Annotated in this window: 12 protein-coding genes; 5 read left to right on the top strand and 7 right to left on the bottom strand. The window is 55.9% G+C overall.

Annotated features, from left to right (window positions below):
- Window positions 1–42: 42 nt before the first annotated feature.
- A complete protein-coding gene (locus ACR0KC_RS04540; protein WP_480771537.1) occupies window positions 43–1,257 on the bottom strand; it encodes a bifunctional alpha/beta hydrolase/OsmC family protein in 1,215 nt (404 codons plus the stop codon).
- Between the two features lie 255 nt (window positions 1,258–1,512).
- On the opposite strand from ACR0KC_RS04540, the gene ACR0KC_RS04535 reads away from it, so the two are divergent.
- On the top strand, window positions 1,513–1,707 hold the full coding sequence (locus ACR0KC_RS04535; RefSeq protein WP_480771536.1) for a hypothetical protein: 195 nt from the start codon (window positions 1,513–1,515) through the stop codon (window positions 1,705–1,707).
- A gap of 10 nt (window positions 1,708–1,717) precedes the next feature.
- On the opposite strand, the gene dddP is transcribed toward ACR0KC_RS04535, so the two are convergent.
- The gene (dddP, locus tag ACR0KC_RS04530) at window positions 1,718–3,061 is read right to left on the bottom strand and encodes a dimethylsulfonioproprionate lyase DddP (RefSeq protein ID WP_170817930.1); all 1,344 of its coding nucleotides are present in this window, start codon (window positions 3,059–3,061) and stop codon (window positions 1,718–1,720) included.
- Between the two features lie 124 nt (window positions 3,062–3,185).
- On the opposite strand from dddP, the gene ACR0KC_RS04525 reads away from it, so the two are divergent.
- Window positions 3,186–3,929 (top strand): heme-dependent oxidative N-demethylase family protein, encoded by a 744-nt coding sequence (locus tag ACR0KC_RS04525; RefSeq protein WP_480705165.1) that lies wholly within the window; start codon window positions 3,186–3,188, stop codon window positions 3,927–3,929.
- A gap of 36 nt (window positions 3,930–3,965) precedes the next feature.
- Here ACR0KC_RS04525 and ACR0KC_RS04520 read toward each other — a convergent pair whose 3' ends face one another.
- The 5 genes from ACR0KC_RS04520 to ACR0KC_RS04500 all read right to left on the bottom strand — a co-directional run bounded on the left by ACR0KC_RS04520 (window position 3,966) and on the right by ACR0KC_RS04500 (window position 8,486).
- Entirely contained in the window at window positions 3,966–4,874 is a 909-nt protein-coding gene (locus ACR0KC_RS04520; protein ID WP_480771535.1) for a hypothetical protein, read from the bottom strand.
- 197 nt (window positions 4,875–5,071) lie between these two features.
- Window positions 5,072–5,866: a lytic murein transglycosylase gene (locus tag ACR0KC_RS04515; protein ID WP_170396432.1), complete on the bottom strand. Its 795-nt coding sequence runs from the start codon at window positions 5,864–5,866 to the stop codon at window positions 5,072–5,074.
- A 65-nt stretch (window positions 5,867–5,931) separates the two neighbouring features.
- Window positions 5,932–6,579, bottom strand: a complete 648-nt coding sequence (locus ACR0KC_RS04510) for an MSMEG_1061 family FMN-dependent PPOX-type flavoprotein (protein WP_170422250.1) — start codon at window positions 6,577–6,579, stop codon at window positions 5,932–5,934.
- A gap of 128 nt (window positions 6,580–6,707) precedes the next feature.
- Window positions 6,708–8,114 carry a type I glutamate--ammonia ligase gene (gene glnA / locus ACR0KC_RS04505; protein ID WP_170396436.1) on the bottom strand — a complete coding sequence of 469 codons (1,407 nt, stop codon included), beginning with the start codon at window positions 8,112–8,114 and terminating at the stop codon, window positions 6,708–6,710.
- Window positions 8,115–8,147: 33 nt separating this feature from the next.
- A complete protein-coding gene (locus ACR0KC_RS04500; protein ID WP_170396438.1) occupies window positions 8,148–8,486 on the bottom strand; it encodes a P-II family nitrogen regulator in 339 nt (112 codons plus the stop codon).
- Window positions 8,487–8,655: 169 nt separating this feature from the next.
- Here ACR0KC_RS04500 and ACR0KC_RS04495 point away from each other — a divergent pair, with 169 nt between their 5' ends.
- From ACR0KC_RS04495 to tig, 3 genes are all read left to right on the top strand, one after another.
- The gene (locus ACR0KC_RS04495; RefSeq protein WP_480771534.1) at window positions 8,656–10,239 is read left to right on the top strand and encodes an NAD(P)H-hydrate dehydratase; all 1,584 of its coding nucleotides are present in this window, start codon (window positions 8,656–8,658) and stop codon (window positions 10,237–10,239) included.
- 300 nt (window positions 10,240–10,539) lie between these two features.
- A complete protein-coding gene (locus tag ACR0KC_RS04490) occupies window positions 10,540–11,664 on the top strand; it encodes a porin (RefSeq protein ID WP_480705159.1) in 1,125 nt (374 codons plus the stop codon).
- A 184-nt stretch (window positions 11,665–11,848) separates the two neighbouring features.
- Window positions 11,849–13,180, top strand: a complete 1,332-nt coding sequence (tig, locus tag ACR0KC_RS04485) for a trigger factor (protein ID WP_170396960.1) — start codon at window positions 11,849–11,851, stop codon at window positions 13,178–13,180.
- Window positions 13,181–13,197: the final 17 nt, after the last annotated feature.

Here is a 13,197-nt window from a genome sequence, read left to right as displayed (position 1 = left end):
AAGCCCCCTTCAATCATTATCATAAGCTGACAAAGGTGGTTTTCAGTCCAGCAGCTCAGTCGTGATATGGGCCGAGCCTTCAAGGGTTCGGTGCACGGGACATTTATCTGCGATCTCCAATAGCTTAGCACGTTGCGCGGCATCCAGCGGCCCTTGTAGCCGTATCTTGCGGCGGAACTGATCGACCTTGCCATCGCTGGCCAGTCCGGCGTCCTGCGCGTGTACCTTGTCGTGGCAGACATCGACGGTGATACCTGTCAGCGGCCATTTCTTGCGCCGCGCATACATGCGAATGGTCATCGAGGTACAGGCGCCCAATCCCGAGGACACAAATCCATAAGGGGACATGCCTCGGTCCGTTCCTCCGTACGAAGCGGGCTCGTCAGCGACCGCATGGTGGCGCGGGCCGGACTGGATGTCTTGCAGGAACCCTGCCGGGTCTGCCTCGGTCACGCGAACAACACCTTCCGGGGCGCCGGGTGGTGGGGCGGGCGGGCACAGTTTGACGTATCGCGACACCCAAGCCGCAATGACATCCGCCGCGTAATCCGCATCAGCGGCGCGTGTGATCAGATGGTCGGCATCGTCCAGCGTGACAAAACTTTTTGGATGCTTCGCAGCCAGAAAGATGGTGCTGGCGTTGTCAATGCTGACCGTGTCATCGCGCGGTGCGTGCAGGATCAGAAGCGCTGCTTTCAAATCTGAAACGGCAGGGCTAAGCGCGGCCTCTGAAATGTCATCGACAAAAGCTCTGCCAATGCGAAACGGGCGACCGCCAAGCGAAACCTCTGCGCTGCCTTGCGCCTGAATCTCGGGCAGGGCGGCCTCGAAATGGTGTGATACGTGGCCCGGGTCAGCAGGCGCACCCAATGTGACGACCGCCTTAACCGACGGTATGCCAGCGCGTGCGCGCAGTACCGCAGCGCCGCCAAGTGAATGGCCAATCAGCAGGGCGGGGGCCATGTTGCGGCCGGACAGGTAGTGCGCTGCAGCGATCAGATCTTCGACATTTGAGGTGAATGTCGTATTCGCAAACTCTCCATCCGAGTGGCCAAGGCCTGTAAAATCAAACCTGAGCACGGCGATGCCCATCGCCGCCAAACGCGCCGAAATGCGCCGTGCGGCAGGTATGTCCTTAGAGCAGGTAAAGCAATGCGCAAACAAAGCCGTTGCCAGTACCGGCCCGTCCGGCAGATCAAGGCGCGCGGCCAATTGGCTGCCGTCGTGACCGGCGAAAGTAATGCGTTCGGTGGGCATGATGAATCCTTGGTGGTCCAGGTTTCGACAATACTGTGTGCTGTGTGCGGTTCTCTCAACCCCTGTGTCAGTGGCGTAACAGGAAGGTGAGGGGGTGGGACCACGTAGCCCTTGGCGCGTCGCATCAATGCATTGTTGGGGTTGGTATTTGAACAATCAAAAAATGTGATGATAATTCGGATAAACATTCATTTTACTTATTTATACTTGGACCCCAACTTGCAATCATCCTTCTTATCCAAAGCAGAGGTCAAAATGGCACATACAGCATCTGCACCGCTAAGCCCGACACTCCACGCCGGAGTTCTGTTGGCAATTCTCGTGACTGGCGCAATTGGTTTTGCACTGGGACAAAGCTGGCCGCTGACCAATACGTCTGAGGACACGCCAACTCTCACCGCGCCTGAAGATTGGCACGGTAATGTCAGACGGTCCCACTGGTCGAACTAGGCCATAGCGCTTAGCCAGACCCCATCAACTGTGCGTCGAACGGATATTTCGTGAGGTTTTCATAGCCGTCTTCGGTGATCAGTACCTGATCTTCCAGCTTGATCGAGAAATCGCCGCCAACCTCGCCAACTGCCGCTTCGACGCACAACACCATTCCGGGTTCAAGTGGATAATCATAGGATCCCTCGACCGCCTTGTCGGGATAGGCCACCAAGGGCCATTCATCGCACAATCCAACTCCATGCATCAGGCAGCCGTATTTCTGTGCCTGAAACTTGTCATCCAGCCGATGGGCATTCGCGGTTAGTTCCGGGATCATGACGCCTGGTTTCAGCATTTCCATGTTGGTCATGATGTGCTCATGCGCGTGCTGCATGGCATAAATCATATCCGCACGTGGCTTTTGATCGCCGATCCACCAGGTTCGTGAGATGTCGACGCAAATGCCGTAAGACCCGATCAGGTCGGTATCGAACGCGATGATTTCATTTTGCCGCGTGATGCGCGGGCCGCATTCCTGAAACCAGGGATTGGTGCGCTGGCCCGAGGCAAGCAAGCGGGTCTCGATCCATTCACCACCGCGCCGGATGTTTTCAGCATGTAGCACTGCCCAAATGTCATCCTCGGATGTCTTCCCGTCTCCGACATTGACACGTGCGAAGCGCTCCATTTCGGCCACAGCGGTCTCGCAGGCGTGGCTGGCGCAGCGCATGGCGAGGATTTCGTCTGGGCCTTTGATAGCACGGGTTTTCTCGGTAAGCTCTTCGCCCTCCATCACCTCGAACCCCTGAGCCTCAAGCGCGCGCAGGCCGTGCAGCATGATCTTGTCGACACCCAGCCGCATGTTGCCGCCGCCGTGTTCTTCGATCAGGGCGCGCACCTCGTTTGAAAACACATCTGCGGCAACGTCAATCTTGTCGCCCCGGTCGAAATAGAACAGATCGGCGCCCGAGCGCTGCTCGCGCACCAGCGGGTTGAATTTCGACAAGAACGGAGAGTTCTTGTAGTCCCAGATCACCATATATCCGTCAGCGCAAACTAGAACGGCCCGGAACGGGTTATGGGTATTCCAGAGCTGCATGTTGGTGCTGTCAGTCGCATAGCGGATATTCAGGGGGTCAAACAGCAGGATCCCGCCCCAATCGCGCTGCACGATGGCCTGAGTGAGGCGTTTCCAGCGGTATTTACGCATCTGTTCTAGATTGGGCAGGCTAAGCCCGGCAGCGGCCCATTCGTCGAAGGCAAGCTGTGTCGGTCCGATCTCGATCCTGTCATTGTCGTTCGGTGTCCCGTCCCCGAGGGTGGCGCCCCGGGTCGGGTCAATCTTACGGGTGTCACGATATGGTGTGTTCACGGTTGGACCTTTCTGCTTGCCTGCCCAACCTGCAAATCCAGATGCGCTGCGTCTTCTAGGTTTGCGACCGTCTTCTGGTCGCTTTTTGACCGACAGCACCAGAGCAGGGTGCTATGCCTCGACTATGACCGTGATATTACAGCAAGCCATTCCCTATGATCCACTCGCCCAAAACCCGCTGCCTGGCATTAAGCCTGCGGACCCCAGGGCCTGGTTGCATCGCGACGATGCGTTTTCTGCCCAGATGCAACGACGCGCCGCGCTGTTGGCGCAGCAAAAACCGGACGTCTTGGCGCAAAGCCCCGAGGCGTTGGCACCTGCGCAGGAGTTGCTGGAACTGGTCATTCAGCAAGTTTATCCGAATGTCTCCGATAACGTTGTGCGGCCCGACGGTGTACGGGTTGAGGTTGACCGGGAACGCCCGTTGGAAACGCTATGCCATTTGGTGCAAGAGGATTTCTGCATTCTGCAGAAACACGATGACGAGCATGTTTTGACTGGCGCGATCCTGTGCTTTCCCGCAAGCTGGATGCTGTCAGAAAAGTTCATGCGCCCTTTGATTGGGATCCATGAACCGGTTGATGCCTACGACGCCAATATTGCCCGCAGAGTTCAACGTTTGTTTGACGGCATTCAGCCCAACCGGCCACTTTGGCGGTTCAATGCGCTTTGGTACAATGATGCCGAATTGTTCCAACCGCGTAGTCTCATGCAGCGACGCACGCCGCAGGACGAAAATTCGGCCCGATATCTGCGTAGTGAACGTCAGACTCTCTTGCGTTTACCTGAGACAAACGCAGTGGTGTTCGCGATCCACACTTATGTAATGGCCGCTGATCAGGTCCTTAAAATGGAAAACCCCGCCTGACGGCGGGGCCTCCAAGGAGGGTCTTGGGTAATTTGATTACATGCCAATCGCGCTGGCGACCTCGGCAAAAGCATTCGTAGCGTTCAGGCCAAAAATCGCTGTGGTAAAAGCCAGAACCTGAGTGTTGAGGCGGAAATCCTCACCCCGGATCAGATTGACTGCTGCCAGGGATATGGCAATCGGTGTCGATATGCTTGCCACAGCACCAGTCATGCCCCAGCTGGTCAGTCGCAGAATATCGCTTGGGCGTTCCGTTTCGTCCTCGGACTGGTGAATGTTGCCGGCGGGCAGGGGAGCATCAGCCTCGGTCCGGAAGGCGATACTGAGCAGTTGGTCGTCACTTAGCTTGATCGGACGCGGCTTGGCGTGTTTGGTCTGTGCATCTTCCGCATCAGGATCAGGCAGATCGAGCCCCGCAAATGGGCCGCTGACTGCTTCGAATATCTGCTTTCGGTTCCGGGCGTTGCGCGGCGCAATTGAATCAAAGGCACTCATGAATTGTTCGATGGTCAGAACGGTTTTGGGCGACAACCATTCGACACGACGGGTCGTGCAGATGTCGACCATTCGGTACAGGATCACCACAAGCATCAACTCGGATATTTCACTGTCATCGAGCAGTTTTGACACCGGACAAATCGAGATCGTCAGCCGGTTTCCCGGCAGGGTTACCGCAGCACGCGGCATAGTTTTGAGACCAGCGGTTCGATCCATCCGCTCATGGTGGTTGTGATCTACTTGGGTTGGTTCCGAGTCCAATGTCAGACGCACGAGATATTGGCTGCTGACGATACTGGCCTCTGATGCGCTAAGAAGCGTCTTGCGCTCGACCAGATGGCCATAGTCACCCAGCGTCGTCGAGACGACCTCGCACAGACGCTCAAGCGCGCCATCTGCCGACCCGTCAAACTGGAGGCCACCGTGGTAACTATGCTTTGCAGTCACAGCATGTTCCTTTGCTGTCATAATCTTCACAACAAATTAACAGGCGAAATGGCGCAAATTTTGACCAAAATGGAAAAAAGTCGAAATATTCCAAGATTGATTACGCTTTGGAAACCAAGAAAATCGGGGTTTCCTTAAATCTATGTGGCAACAATGTGGCCGAATTCAGGTGCTCTGACGTCAAGCCTATGACCGCCCTAGTTGTCGATTCGCGCCGCCATGATTGCAATGGATTGCTGGTAGACCGAGGCCGCATTCCATTGCTGTATGACCGCAAAATTCGGCTCTCCGGGTTGATAGCCGCGACCGGGCTTCCACCCTTTCTTACGTAGAAAATTCGCGGTCGAGGCGAGCGCGTCGGTCATGTTATAAAAATCGACCCGACCGTCACCGGTGGCGTCCACACCATAGGTCAGGGCGTTGCCGGGCAGGAACTGTGTATGCCCCAGCTCGCCATGTTTTGCCCCTTTTGTCGCCATCGTAAGGGTACCTTGGTCAACCAGTTTTAAGGCGCCGATAGCGTGCGGGATGAAGAATTCGGATCGGCGACAATCATAGGCTAATGTCGTGATTGCGGAAACAACCTGACTATCTCCCATGAAACCTCCAAAGCCGGTTTCCATGCCGTGAATGGCAATTAGCACACCCGCCGGTACGCCATATTGACGCTCGAGCGCGGCGTAAAACTGCGGATTGCGAGCTTTGCGCTTGCGCCCTTGCGCAACGATGGTGTTTGCCCCGCGCACCTGCATGAATTTGTCCAATGAGTATTTAAAGCTCTTCTGATTGCGATCCGCGGCAATCGTACGTGTTGCATATTGCGTTTGTGCGAGCGCCTGCAGACCCTTCTTTTTCACACCCGCTCGTTTGGCGGTTTTGGCAAAATCGGCTTTCCAGGCCTCAAACCCGCTGCTGGTATTCCCACAAGGGGCGGACAGTGCCACCGAGGGCAGAAGGAACGCGAGTGCAGCGTAAAGGCGAAGACGAGGCATAGAGGAAATCCGAGTGCAAAAAACTACGCTCAGCCTAAGCCGAGTTCGACCTACCGCAAAGTGGTTTAATAGAGATCAAGCTCGTCTGTGCCTTTCAGAGATTCGAACCATTCATCCGGGGTTTTGTCGATCTTGGCATGTTTGACCATCATCGCGTTCATATTTGGCAGACTGGATGAGTCCGGCCATTCATCGGGTTGCCACAGGTTTGATCGAATGATGCATTTGGGACAGTGCGCAAAGACGGTTTCGACATGGATCAACAGGGCCAGCTTGGGCACGCGTCCGCCAACGGCCATGTTTGAAAGAAGTTCGGGATCTGCGCTAATTCTCGCGGATCCCCGCAGGCGCAGAGTTTCCAATTTTCCGGGGACAAAGAATATCACGCTGACGCGCTGATCTTTCAGCAAATTATGAAACGTATCCACGCGCTTGTTCCCGGGCCGGTCCGGGATCGCAATCATCGAGTTCGAGAGCACCTGCACAAACCCCGCAGGATCGCCACGAGGCGAAATATCGAGATGCCCATCGGGATTGGCCGAAGCGATCAGGCAGAACGAGGACATGCCGATGAAGTCTCGACACATCTCATCAAGTGCAGGCAATTCCTTTGCAATGATCTGCGGCAAGGGTTGCCCGCAAATGCGTTCCAGATCTTTCTCCGAGGTTACAAGTCCTGAATACTCAGAAAAGGGTTTGTCGCTTGCGGGCATGTGCTCTCTCCGCCTGATGTTGAGCTCAAATCTTGAAAGATCATCATCGATCCGTCAAATCTCGCGGAGATACAGAAAAAGGGGCGCCCGATGGGCGCCCCCTGAGAATTTTCGTCGAAAATTCTTAATCAGCAGCTGTAGTACATGCCGTACTCAACCGGGTGAGGTGTGTGCTCGTAGGTTTCTACCTCTTCCATCTTCAGCGCGATGTAGCCGTCGATCTGGTCTTTGGTGAACACGTCGCCTTGCAGCAGGAAGTCGTGATCAGATGCCAGCGCTTCCAGAGCTTCGCGCAGCGAGCCGCAGACGGTCGGGATGTCGGCCAGTTCTTCGGCAGGAAGATCGTACAGGTTCTTGTCCATGGCTTCGCCCGGATCGATTTTGTTCTTGATGCCGTCCAGACCGGCCATCAGCAGCGCGGCGAACGCCAGATAGGGGTTTGCGGCCGGATCGGGGAAGCGGGCCTCGACGCGCTTGGCTTTCGGGCTTTCGGTCCACGGAATACGCACGCAGCCTGAACGGTTGCGGGCCGAATAGGCGCGCAAGACGGGGGCTTCGAAACCTGGGATCAGACGCTTGTAGCTGTTGGTCGCCGGGTTGGTGAAGGCGTTCAGCGTTTTGGCGTGTTTCAGGATGCCGCCGATGAAGTACAGCGCCTCATCAGACAGGTCGGCATATTTGTCGCCAGCGAACAGCGGCTTGCCGTCTTTCCAGATCGACATGTTCACGTGCATGCCGGTGCCGTTGTCACCTGCGATTGGCTTCGGCATAAAGGTCGCCGATTTGCCATAGGCATGTGCAACGTTGTGGATCACGTACTTGTATTTCTGAAGCTCGTCGGCCTGCTTGGTCAGGCTGTCGAAGATCAGGCCGAGTTCGTGCTGACACGATGCAACCTCATGGTGGTGCTTGTCGACCTTCATGCCCAGACGCTTCATGGTCGACAGCATTTCCGATCGCAGGTCCTGCGCTTCGTCAACGGGGTTTACGGGGAAGTAACCACCTTTAACGCCCGGACGATGGCCCATGTTGCCCATCTCGTATTCGGTGTCGGTGTTCCACGATGCATCAGTCGCATCAACTTCGTAGGATACCTTGTTGATACTGTTCGAAAAACGAACGTCATCAAAGAGGAAAAATTCGGCCTCAGGACCCATATAGGCCACATCACCAATACCGGAAGCCTTCAGGTACGCTTCGGCTTTCTGAGCGGTGCCTCGCGGGTCACGCTCATAGGCTTCACCAGTGTCAGGCTCCACAACCGAGCAGTGCAGGCAGATGGTCTTTTCCGCATAGAACGGATCGACATAGGCGCTGTCGGTGTCGGGCATCAGTTTCATGTCGGAAGCTTCAATCGACTTCCAGCCCGCGATGGACGAACCGTCGAACATAAAGCCCTCTTCCAGGAAGTCCTCATCGACCTGATCGGACATGATGGTGACGTGCTGAAGTTTGCCGCGCGGGTCGGTAAAGCGGATGTCGACGTATTCGGCGTCTTCATCACGGATCAGCTGAAGAACTGCGTCCTTGCTCATACTATTTGTTCCTCTGATTTGAAGATTGCTGTGTTACAGGGCTTCCGAACCGGTTTCGCCGGTGCGGATACGAATGGCTTGTTCGATAGGTGAGACAAAGATTTTTCCGTCCCCGATCTTGTCGGTCTTTGCAGCGCTAACGATGGCTTCGATCGCTGCGTCAACCTGATCATCATCCAGGACGACCTCGACCTTTACCTTGGGTAGAAAGTCGACAACATATTCTGCGCCGCGATAAAGTTCGGTGTGACCTTTCTGGCGACCAAAGCCTTTCACCTCGACCACGCTGAGGCCCTGGACTCCCACGTCCTGCAGCGCCTCTTTCACTTCGTCCAGTTTGAACGGCTTGATGATCGCTTCGATCTTTTTCATTCCGGTTCACCTTGTATGGTTGTCTTGATGGCAATGATCACGTCTAAGATCGGGCGGCAATGGAACCGCGAATTTGGTCGCCTTGTGGTGCTGCGAAATCGTGCAACGGGTTAAATTTTGATCGATATGCACAAAATGTAATCGGAATTGAATCGCGTGAGGGCGCAATATGGCAGAGTTGCTGACAGCGGCACAGATGCGGACGATTGAAAAGTCCGCGATTGAGTCTGATGACGTGAGCGGGCTGGAGCTGATGGAGCGGGCGGGGCGCGGTGTTCTTCAAGCCGTATTCGAAGAATGGCCAGAGCTGCAGCGGGGGCCAACCCCCGCACCCCCGAGGTATTTGGGGCCAGGTGAAAAGGATCCGCTGCGTGCGGTAATTCTTTGCGGGCCAGGAAATAACGGGGGGGATGGATTTGTTGTTGCACGCTTGCTGCGGGAGCGCGGCTGGGAGGTGGCGGCATTTCTTCTTGGTGATCCGGCGAAGCTGCCACCAGATGCGCGTGTGAATCATGACAGGTGGGGCGAATTGGGGGAGGTTCACCCATTTTCCGAAGTGTTTGCCGCGCATCAAGGGGCTGACCTTTATGTCGATGCGTTATTCGGGACGGGCTTACAGCGACCGCTTGAGGGTGATGTTCTAAAATGGGCAGAAATGACTGCCTCGGATCCAGCCATCGCCGAAAAGACAGTATCCGTTGATATGCCGTCTGGCCTGTGTTCCGATAGTGGGCGTGAGCTGGCCCCGGGGACCGCGACGGTTCAGGCCAGGCTCACGGTATCGTTTCATACTGCAAAGCTGGGGCATTATCTGGGGCTGGGGCCGGTCAGAAGTGGCCGATTGGTCGTCAAGGACATTGGTTTGGAGGAGGGAGTTCAGGGTACGGTCAAACTGGTGACCGCCCCGGATGCTGATTTTTCGAAGGCAACTGCCTTACACAAATATGTGTATGGGCATGCCTTGATTATTAGCGGAGGCGCGGGGGCAACCGGCGCAGCAAGGCTGGCGGCACGTGGTGCATTACGCATCGGGGCCGGATTGGTGACGCTGGGTGTTCCACCCTCGGCTCAGATGGAGGTTGCCAGTCACATCACTGCGCTGATGCTGCAGCGGGTCCAGAGCGGCGATGATCTATTGGAAGTCCTGATGGATGCGCGGTTGAATGCACTATGCCTCGGTCCTGGTTTGGGGCTGGCGCGTGCGCAGGAGCTGGTTCCTGTGGCGCTGGCCTCGGGGCGTCCCGCGTTGCTGGACGCGGATGCTTTGACGGCTTTTGCTGATGCGCCAGAGGTGCTGTTGGACATGCTCCATGACAGATGTGTTCTGACACCGCACGGGGGCGAGTTTGCGCGATTGTTCCCGGAGATCTCCGAAAAGCTCTCGATCAAGCCGGGCAGAGGGCCGGCTTATTCCAAAGTGGATGCCGTGCGTGAGGCGGCCAAGCAGGCTGGCTGTGTGGTACTATACAAGGGCCCTGACACGGTGATTGCTGCACCGGATGGGCAATGTGCGATCAATGCGGCGCTGTTTGACCGGGCGGCGCCTTGGCTGGCGACAGCAGGGTCGGGCGATGTACTTGCCGGGTTCATAACGGGACTACTGGCGCGGAGCTTCAACCCGATGGCTGCAGCCAAGACCGCAGCTTGGTTACATGTGGAATGCGCCAGGCAATTTGGGCCGGGGTTGATTGCTGAAGATCTGCCGGAACAAGTGCCAGCGGTATTCGCGCGGCTCGAAATCAATGGGTCATAGGCAAATATTGGCCGATCGCGGGTCAAAGCGGCAATGTTTCGCCTTATGATTTACCTGTGCGCATAACGGGTGTTTGCAAGCTGCAACACGCAGCGCAAGAATTGTCTTGCAGGTTAGCTGGGTGCTGCTTTCGAACTAGGTCAAAATATTGATTATAAAACGCTTTCCCTGAAGTTCCCCGCCTCCGCCTGTGGCAGAAATACAATGCCGGGCTAATAAGCTTTAGCAATCATTGGAACCGTTAATCCAGGTGCGCATATCGGCAATATCAAAAAAACTGACCCATCTATGGTGAATGACATGACAGTGAATTTTAAGCTGACTTCGATAGCAGCGGCGCTTGTCGCAACAACGGCAATCCCCGCCGCCGCCGAACTGAAATACGAAAACAACACGGGCGGTTATGTCCTGCTTTATGGTCAGTTGCACCCGGCCTTAATCTCGGTTGACGACGGTGAAGAGACCGAAACGCGCGTTCTGGACAATGACCTGTCAAACAGCCGCGTCGGTTTGGAACTGTTGCAGCCCTTCGGCAACAACGATTTCACCTTCCGTTTTGAAACCGGGCTTGGTCTGCCGAGCTCGAGCGAGTGGAACCAGCTGGGCACAGATTTCAGCGGCTGGACGCGTGAAGATATCCGTCACGTGGATTTCGCACTTGCCGGTGACTGGGGTAAATTCTCGGCCGGTCAGGGCAGCATGGTGGCCGATGGCGCTGCCGAAGTGGATCTGTCTTACGTCGGAACCGCGCTGTATTCCTTTACCAACGATGAAAATGGCGGGTTCTTCTATCGCGGTACTGACGGTTTTCTGAGCGACATCACCGTTGGCGATTCCAGCAGCAACTTTGACGGTGCGCGCCGTGGCCGCGTTCGGTATGACACGCCGGAGTTCAGCGGTTTTAAGGCCGGCATCGCCTATGGTCAGAACATTCTGTCCAGCAGCGATGACGATGACTATTACGATATCGGCCTTCGCTATAACAACACCTTCGGCGGCGGGGTTGAATTTGCAGCGGCGGTTGCATACTCGGTGCGTTCGGCTGACGATGGATCGGGGGACCGCAAGGATACGATCGGGTCGGCCTCGGTTATGCTGCAAAACGGCCTGAGTTTCACCGTAGCCGCCGGTACGCGGGACAATGACGCGGATGGTGCGTCTGACCCGAACTACTTCTACGGCAAGATTGCCTATGAGGATCAGTGGGTATCCTGGGGTAAAACCGGTATCGGGATCGACTATTACTCGGGTTCGGACTTCGTAAATGACGGCTCCAGCACTGATGCTTGGGGCATCGCTGTTGTTCAGCGTATCGACAGCATCAATACAGATGCATATCTGAAATACCGCAATCACGATTTCGAAGATGGCGCTTCGTTCGACAACAACGAGGCGTGGGTGCTGGGGGCCCGCTGGAGGTTCTGATTTCTCAGCTTTCGATGATCGAACGCTCCGGCCTGTGCCGGGGCGTTTTTTCGTCTGTAATAGGGGTAAAACCAGCCTGAAAGGGCCTTTGCCTCTTGCACGCAGGCGGCTGTGCAAATAGAAGGCGTCAAATTTGCCCGGCGCGCCCGTTTTGCGCGCCCCGAATCCTATGGGGACTACCAAAATGCAGGTTACCGAGACGCTGAACGAAGGTCTGAAGCGCGGCTACAACATCGTTGTGACCGCAGCCGAGCTGGACGACAAGGTCAACGAGAAACTGACCGAAGCGCAGCCCGAGGTTGAAATGAAGGGTTTCCGCAAAGGCAAGGTGCCGATGGCTCTGCTGAAAAAGCAGTTCGGCCAGCGCCTGCTTGGCGAAGCGATGCAAGAAACCATCGACGGTGCGATGAACAAGCACTTTGAGGACAGCGGCGAACGTCCTGCTTTGCAGCCCGAGGTCAAGATGACCAACGAGGACTGGAAAGAAGGCGACGACGTAGAAGTTGCGATGTCCTACGAAGCGCTGCCCGAGATTCCAGAAGTTGACCTGAAATCGGTTGAACTGGAGAAGCTGGTTGTCAAAGCGGACGACGCAGCCGTGGAAGAAGCGCTGAACAACCTGGCCGAGACCGCGCAGAACTTCAAAGCGCGTCGTAAGGGTTCGAAAGCCAAGGACGGTGACCAGATCGTGTTCGACTTTGTTGGTAAAGTTGACGGCGAAGAGTTCGAAGGCGGTTCGGCTGAAGATTACCCGCTGGTTCTGGGCTCGAACAGCTTCATCCCCGGCTTTGAAGAGCAGTTGGTCGGTGTGAAGGCCGAGGAAGAAAAAGACGTCAACGTCACCTTCCCCGAAGAATACGGTGCTGAGCATCTGGCCGGCAAAGACGCCGTTTTCACCTGCACCATCAAAGAGGTGAAAGAGCCGGTCGCGGCTGAGGTCGACGACGAGTTGGCCAAGAAATTTGGTGCCGAAGATCTGGCTGGGTTGAAGGCACAGATCGCCGAGCGTCTGGAAGCCGAATATGCTGGTGCGTCCCGTGCAGTAATGAAGCGCGCTTTGTTGGACGTGCTGGACGAGAAAGTCTCGTTCGACCTGCCGCCGTCACTGGTAGAAGCCGAAGCCAAGCAGATCGCGCATCAGCTGTGGCACGAGGAAAACCCTGACGTTGAAGGTCACGATCACGATCCGATCGAACCAACCGACGAGCATAACAAGCTTGCCGAACGCCGAGTGCGTCTGGGCCTGCTGCTTGCCGAACTGGGCCAGAAGGCCGAGGTTGAAGTGACCGACTCGGAAATGACACAAGCGATCATGAACCAGGCGCGTCAGTACCCGGGCCAGGAGCGCCAGTTCTTTGAATTTGTGCAGCAGAACGCCCAAATGCAGCAGCAGCTGCGTGCGCCTATCTTTGAAGACAAGGTTGTCGACTACGTCTTCGAACTGGCTCAGGTTGCGGACAAAGAAGTCAGCAAGGACGATCTGCAAAAAGCCGTTGAGGCACTGGAAGAGGAATAATCCTCTTCCTTCCCCCA

The sequence above is a fragment of the Ruegeria sp. CF3 genome, from assembly GCF_056537365.1.
This window is presented reverse-complemented; position numbering and strand designations above follow the sequence as displayed.

Coding starts and splice junctions, on each gene's coding strand:
- ACR0KC_RS04535 (WP_480771536.1), top strand. CDS start 1,513: ATGGCACATACAGCATCTGCACCGCTAAGCCCGACACTCCACGCCGGA.
- ACR0KC_RS04525 (WP_480705165.1), top strand. CDS start 3,186: ATGACCGTGATATTACAGCAAGCCATTCCCTATGATCCACTCGCCCAA.
- ACR0KC_RS04540 (WP_480771537.1), bottom strand. CDS start 1,257: ATGCCCACCGAACGCATTACTTTCGCCGGTCACGACGGCAGCCAATTG.
- ACR0KC_RS04515 (WP_170396432.1), bottom strand. CDS start 5,866: ATGCCTCGTCTTCGCCTTTACGCTGCACTCGCGTTCCTTCTGCCCTCG.
- ACR0KC_RS04490 (WP_480705159.1), top strand. CDS start 10,540: ATGACAGTGAATTTTAAGCTGACTTCGATAGCAGCGGCGCTTGTCGCA.
- ACR0KC_RS04500 (WP_170396438.1), bottom strand. CDS start 8,486: ATGAAAAAGATCGAAGCGATCATCAAGCCGTTCAAACTGGACGAAGTG.
- ACR0KC_RS04495 (WP_480771534.1), top strand. CDS start 8,656: ATGGCAGAGTTGCTGACAGCGGCACAGATGCGGACGATTGAAAAGTCC.
- ACR0KC_RS04510 (WP_170422250.1), bottom strand. CDS start 6,579: ATGCCCGCAAGCGACAAACCCTTTTCTGAGTATTCAGGACTTGTAACC.
- tig (WP_170396960.1), top strand. CDS start 11,849: ATGCAGGTTACCGAGACGCTGAACGAAGGTCTGAAGCGCGGCTACAAC.
- glnA (WP_170396436.1), bottom strand. CDS start 8,114: ATGAGCAAGGACGCAGTTCTTCAGCTGATCCGTGATGAAGACGCCGAA.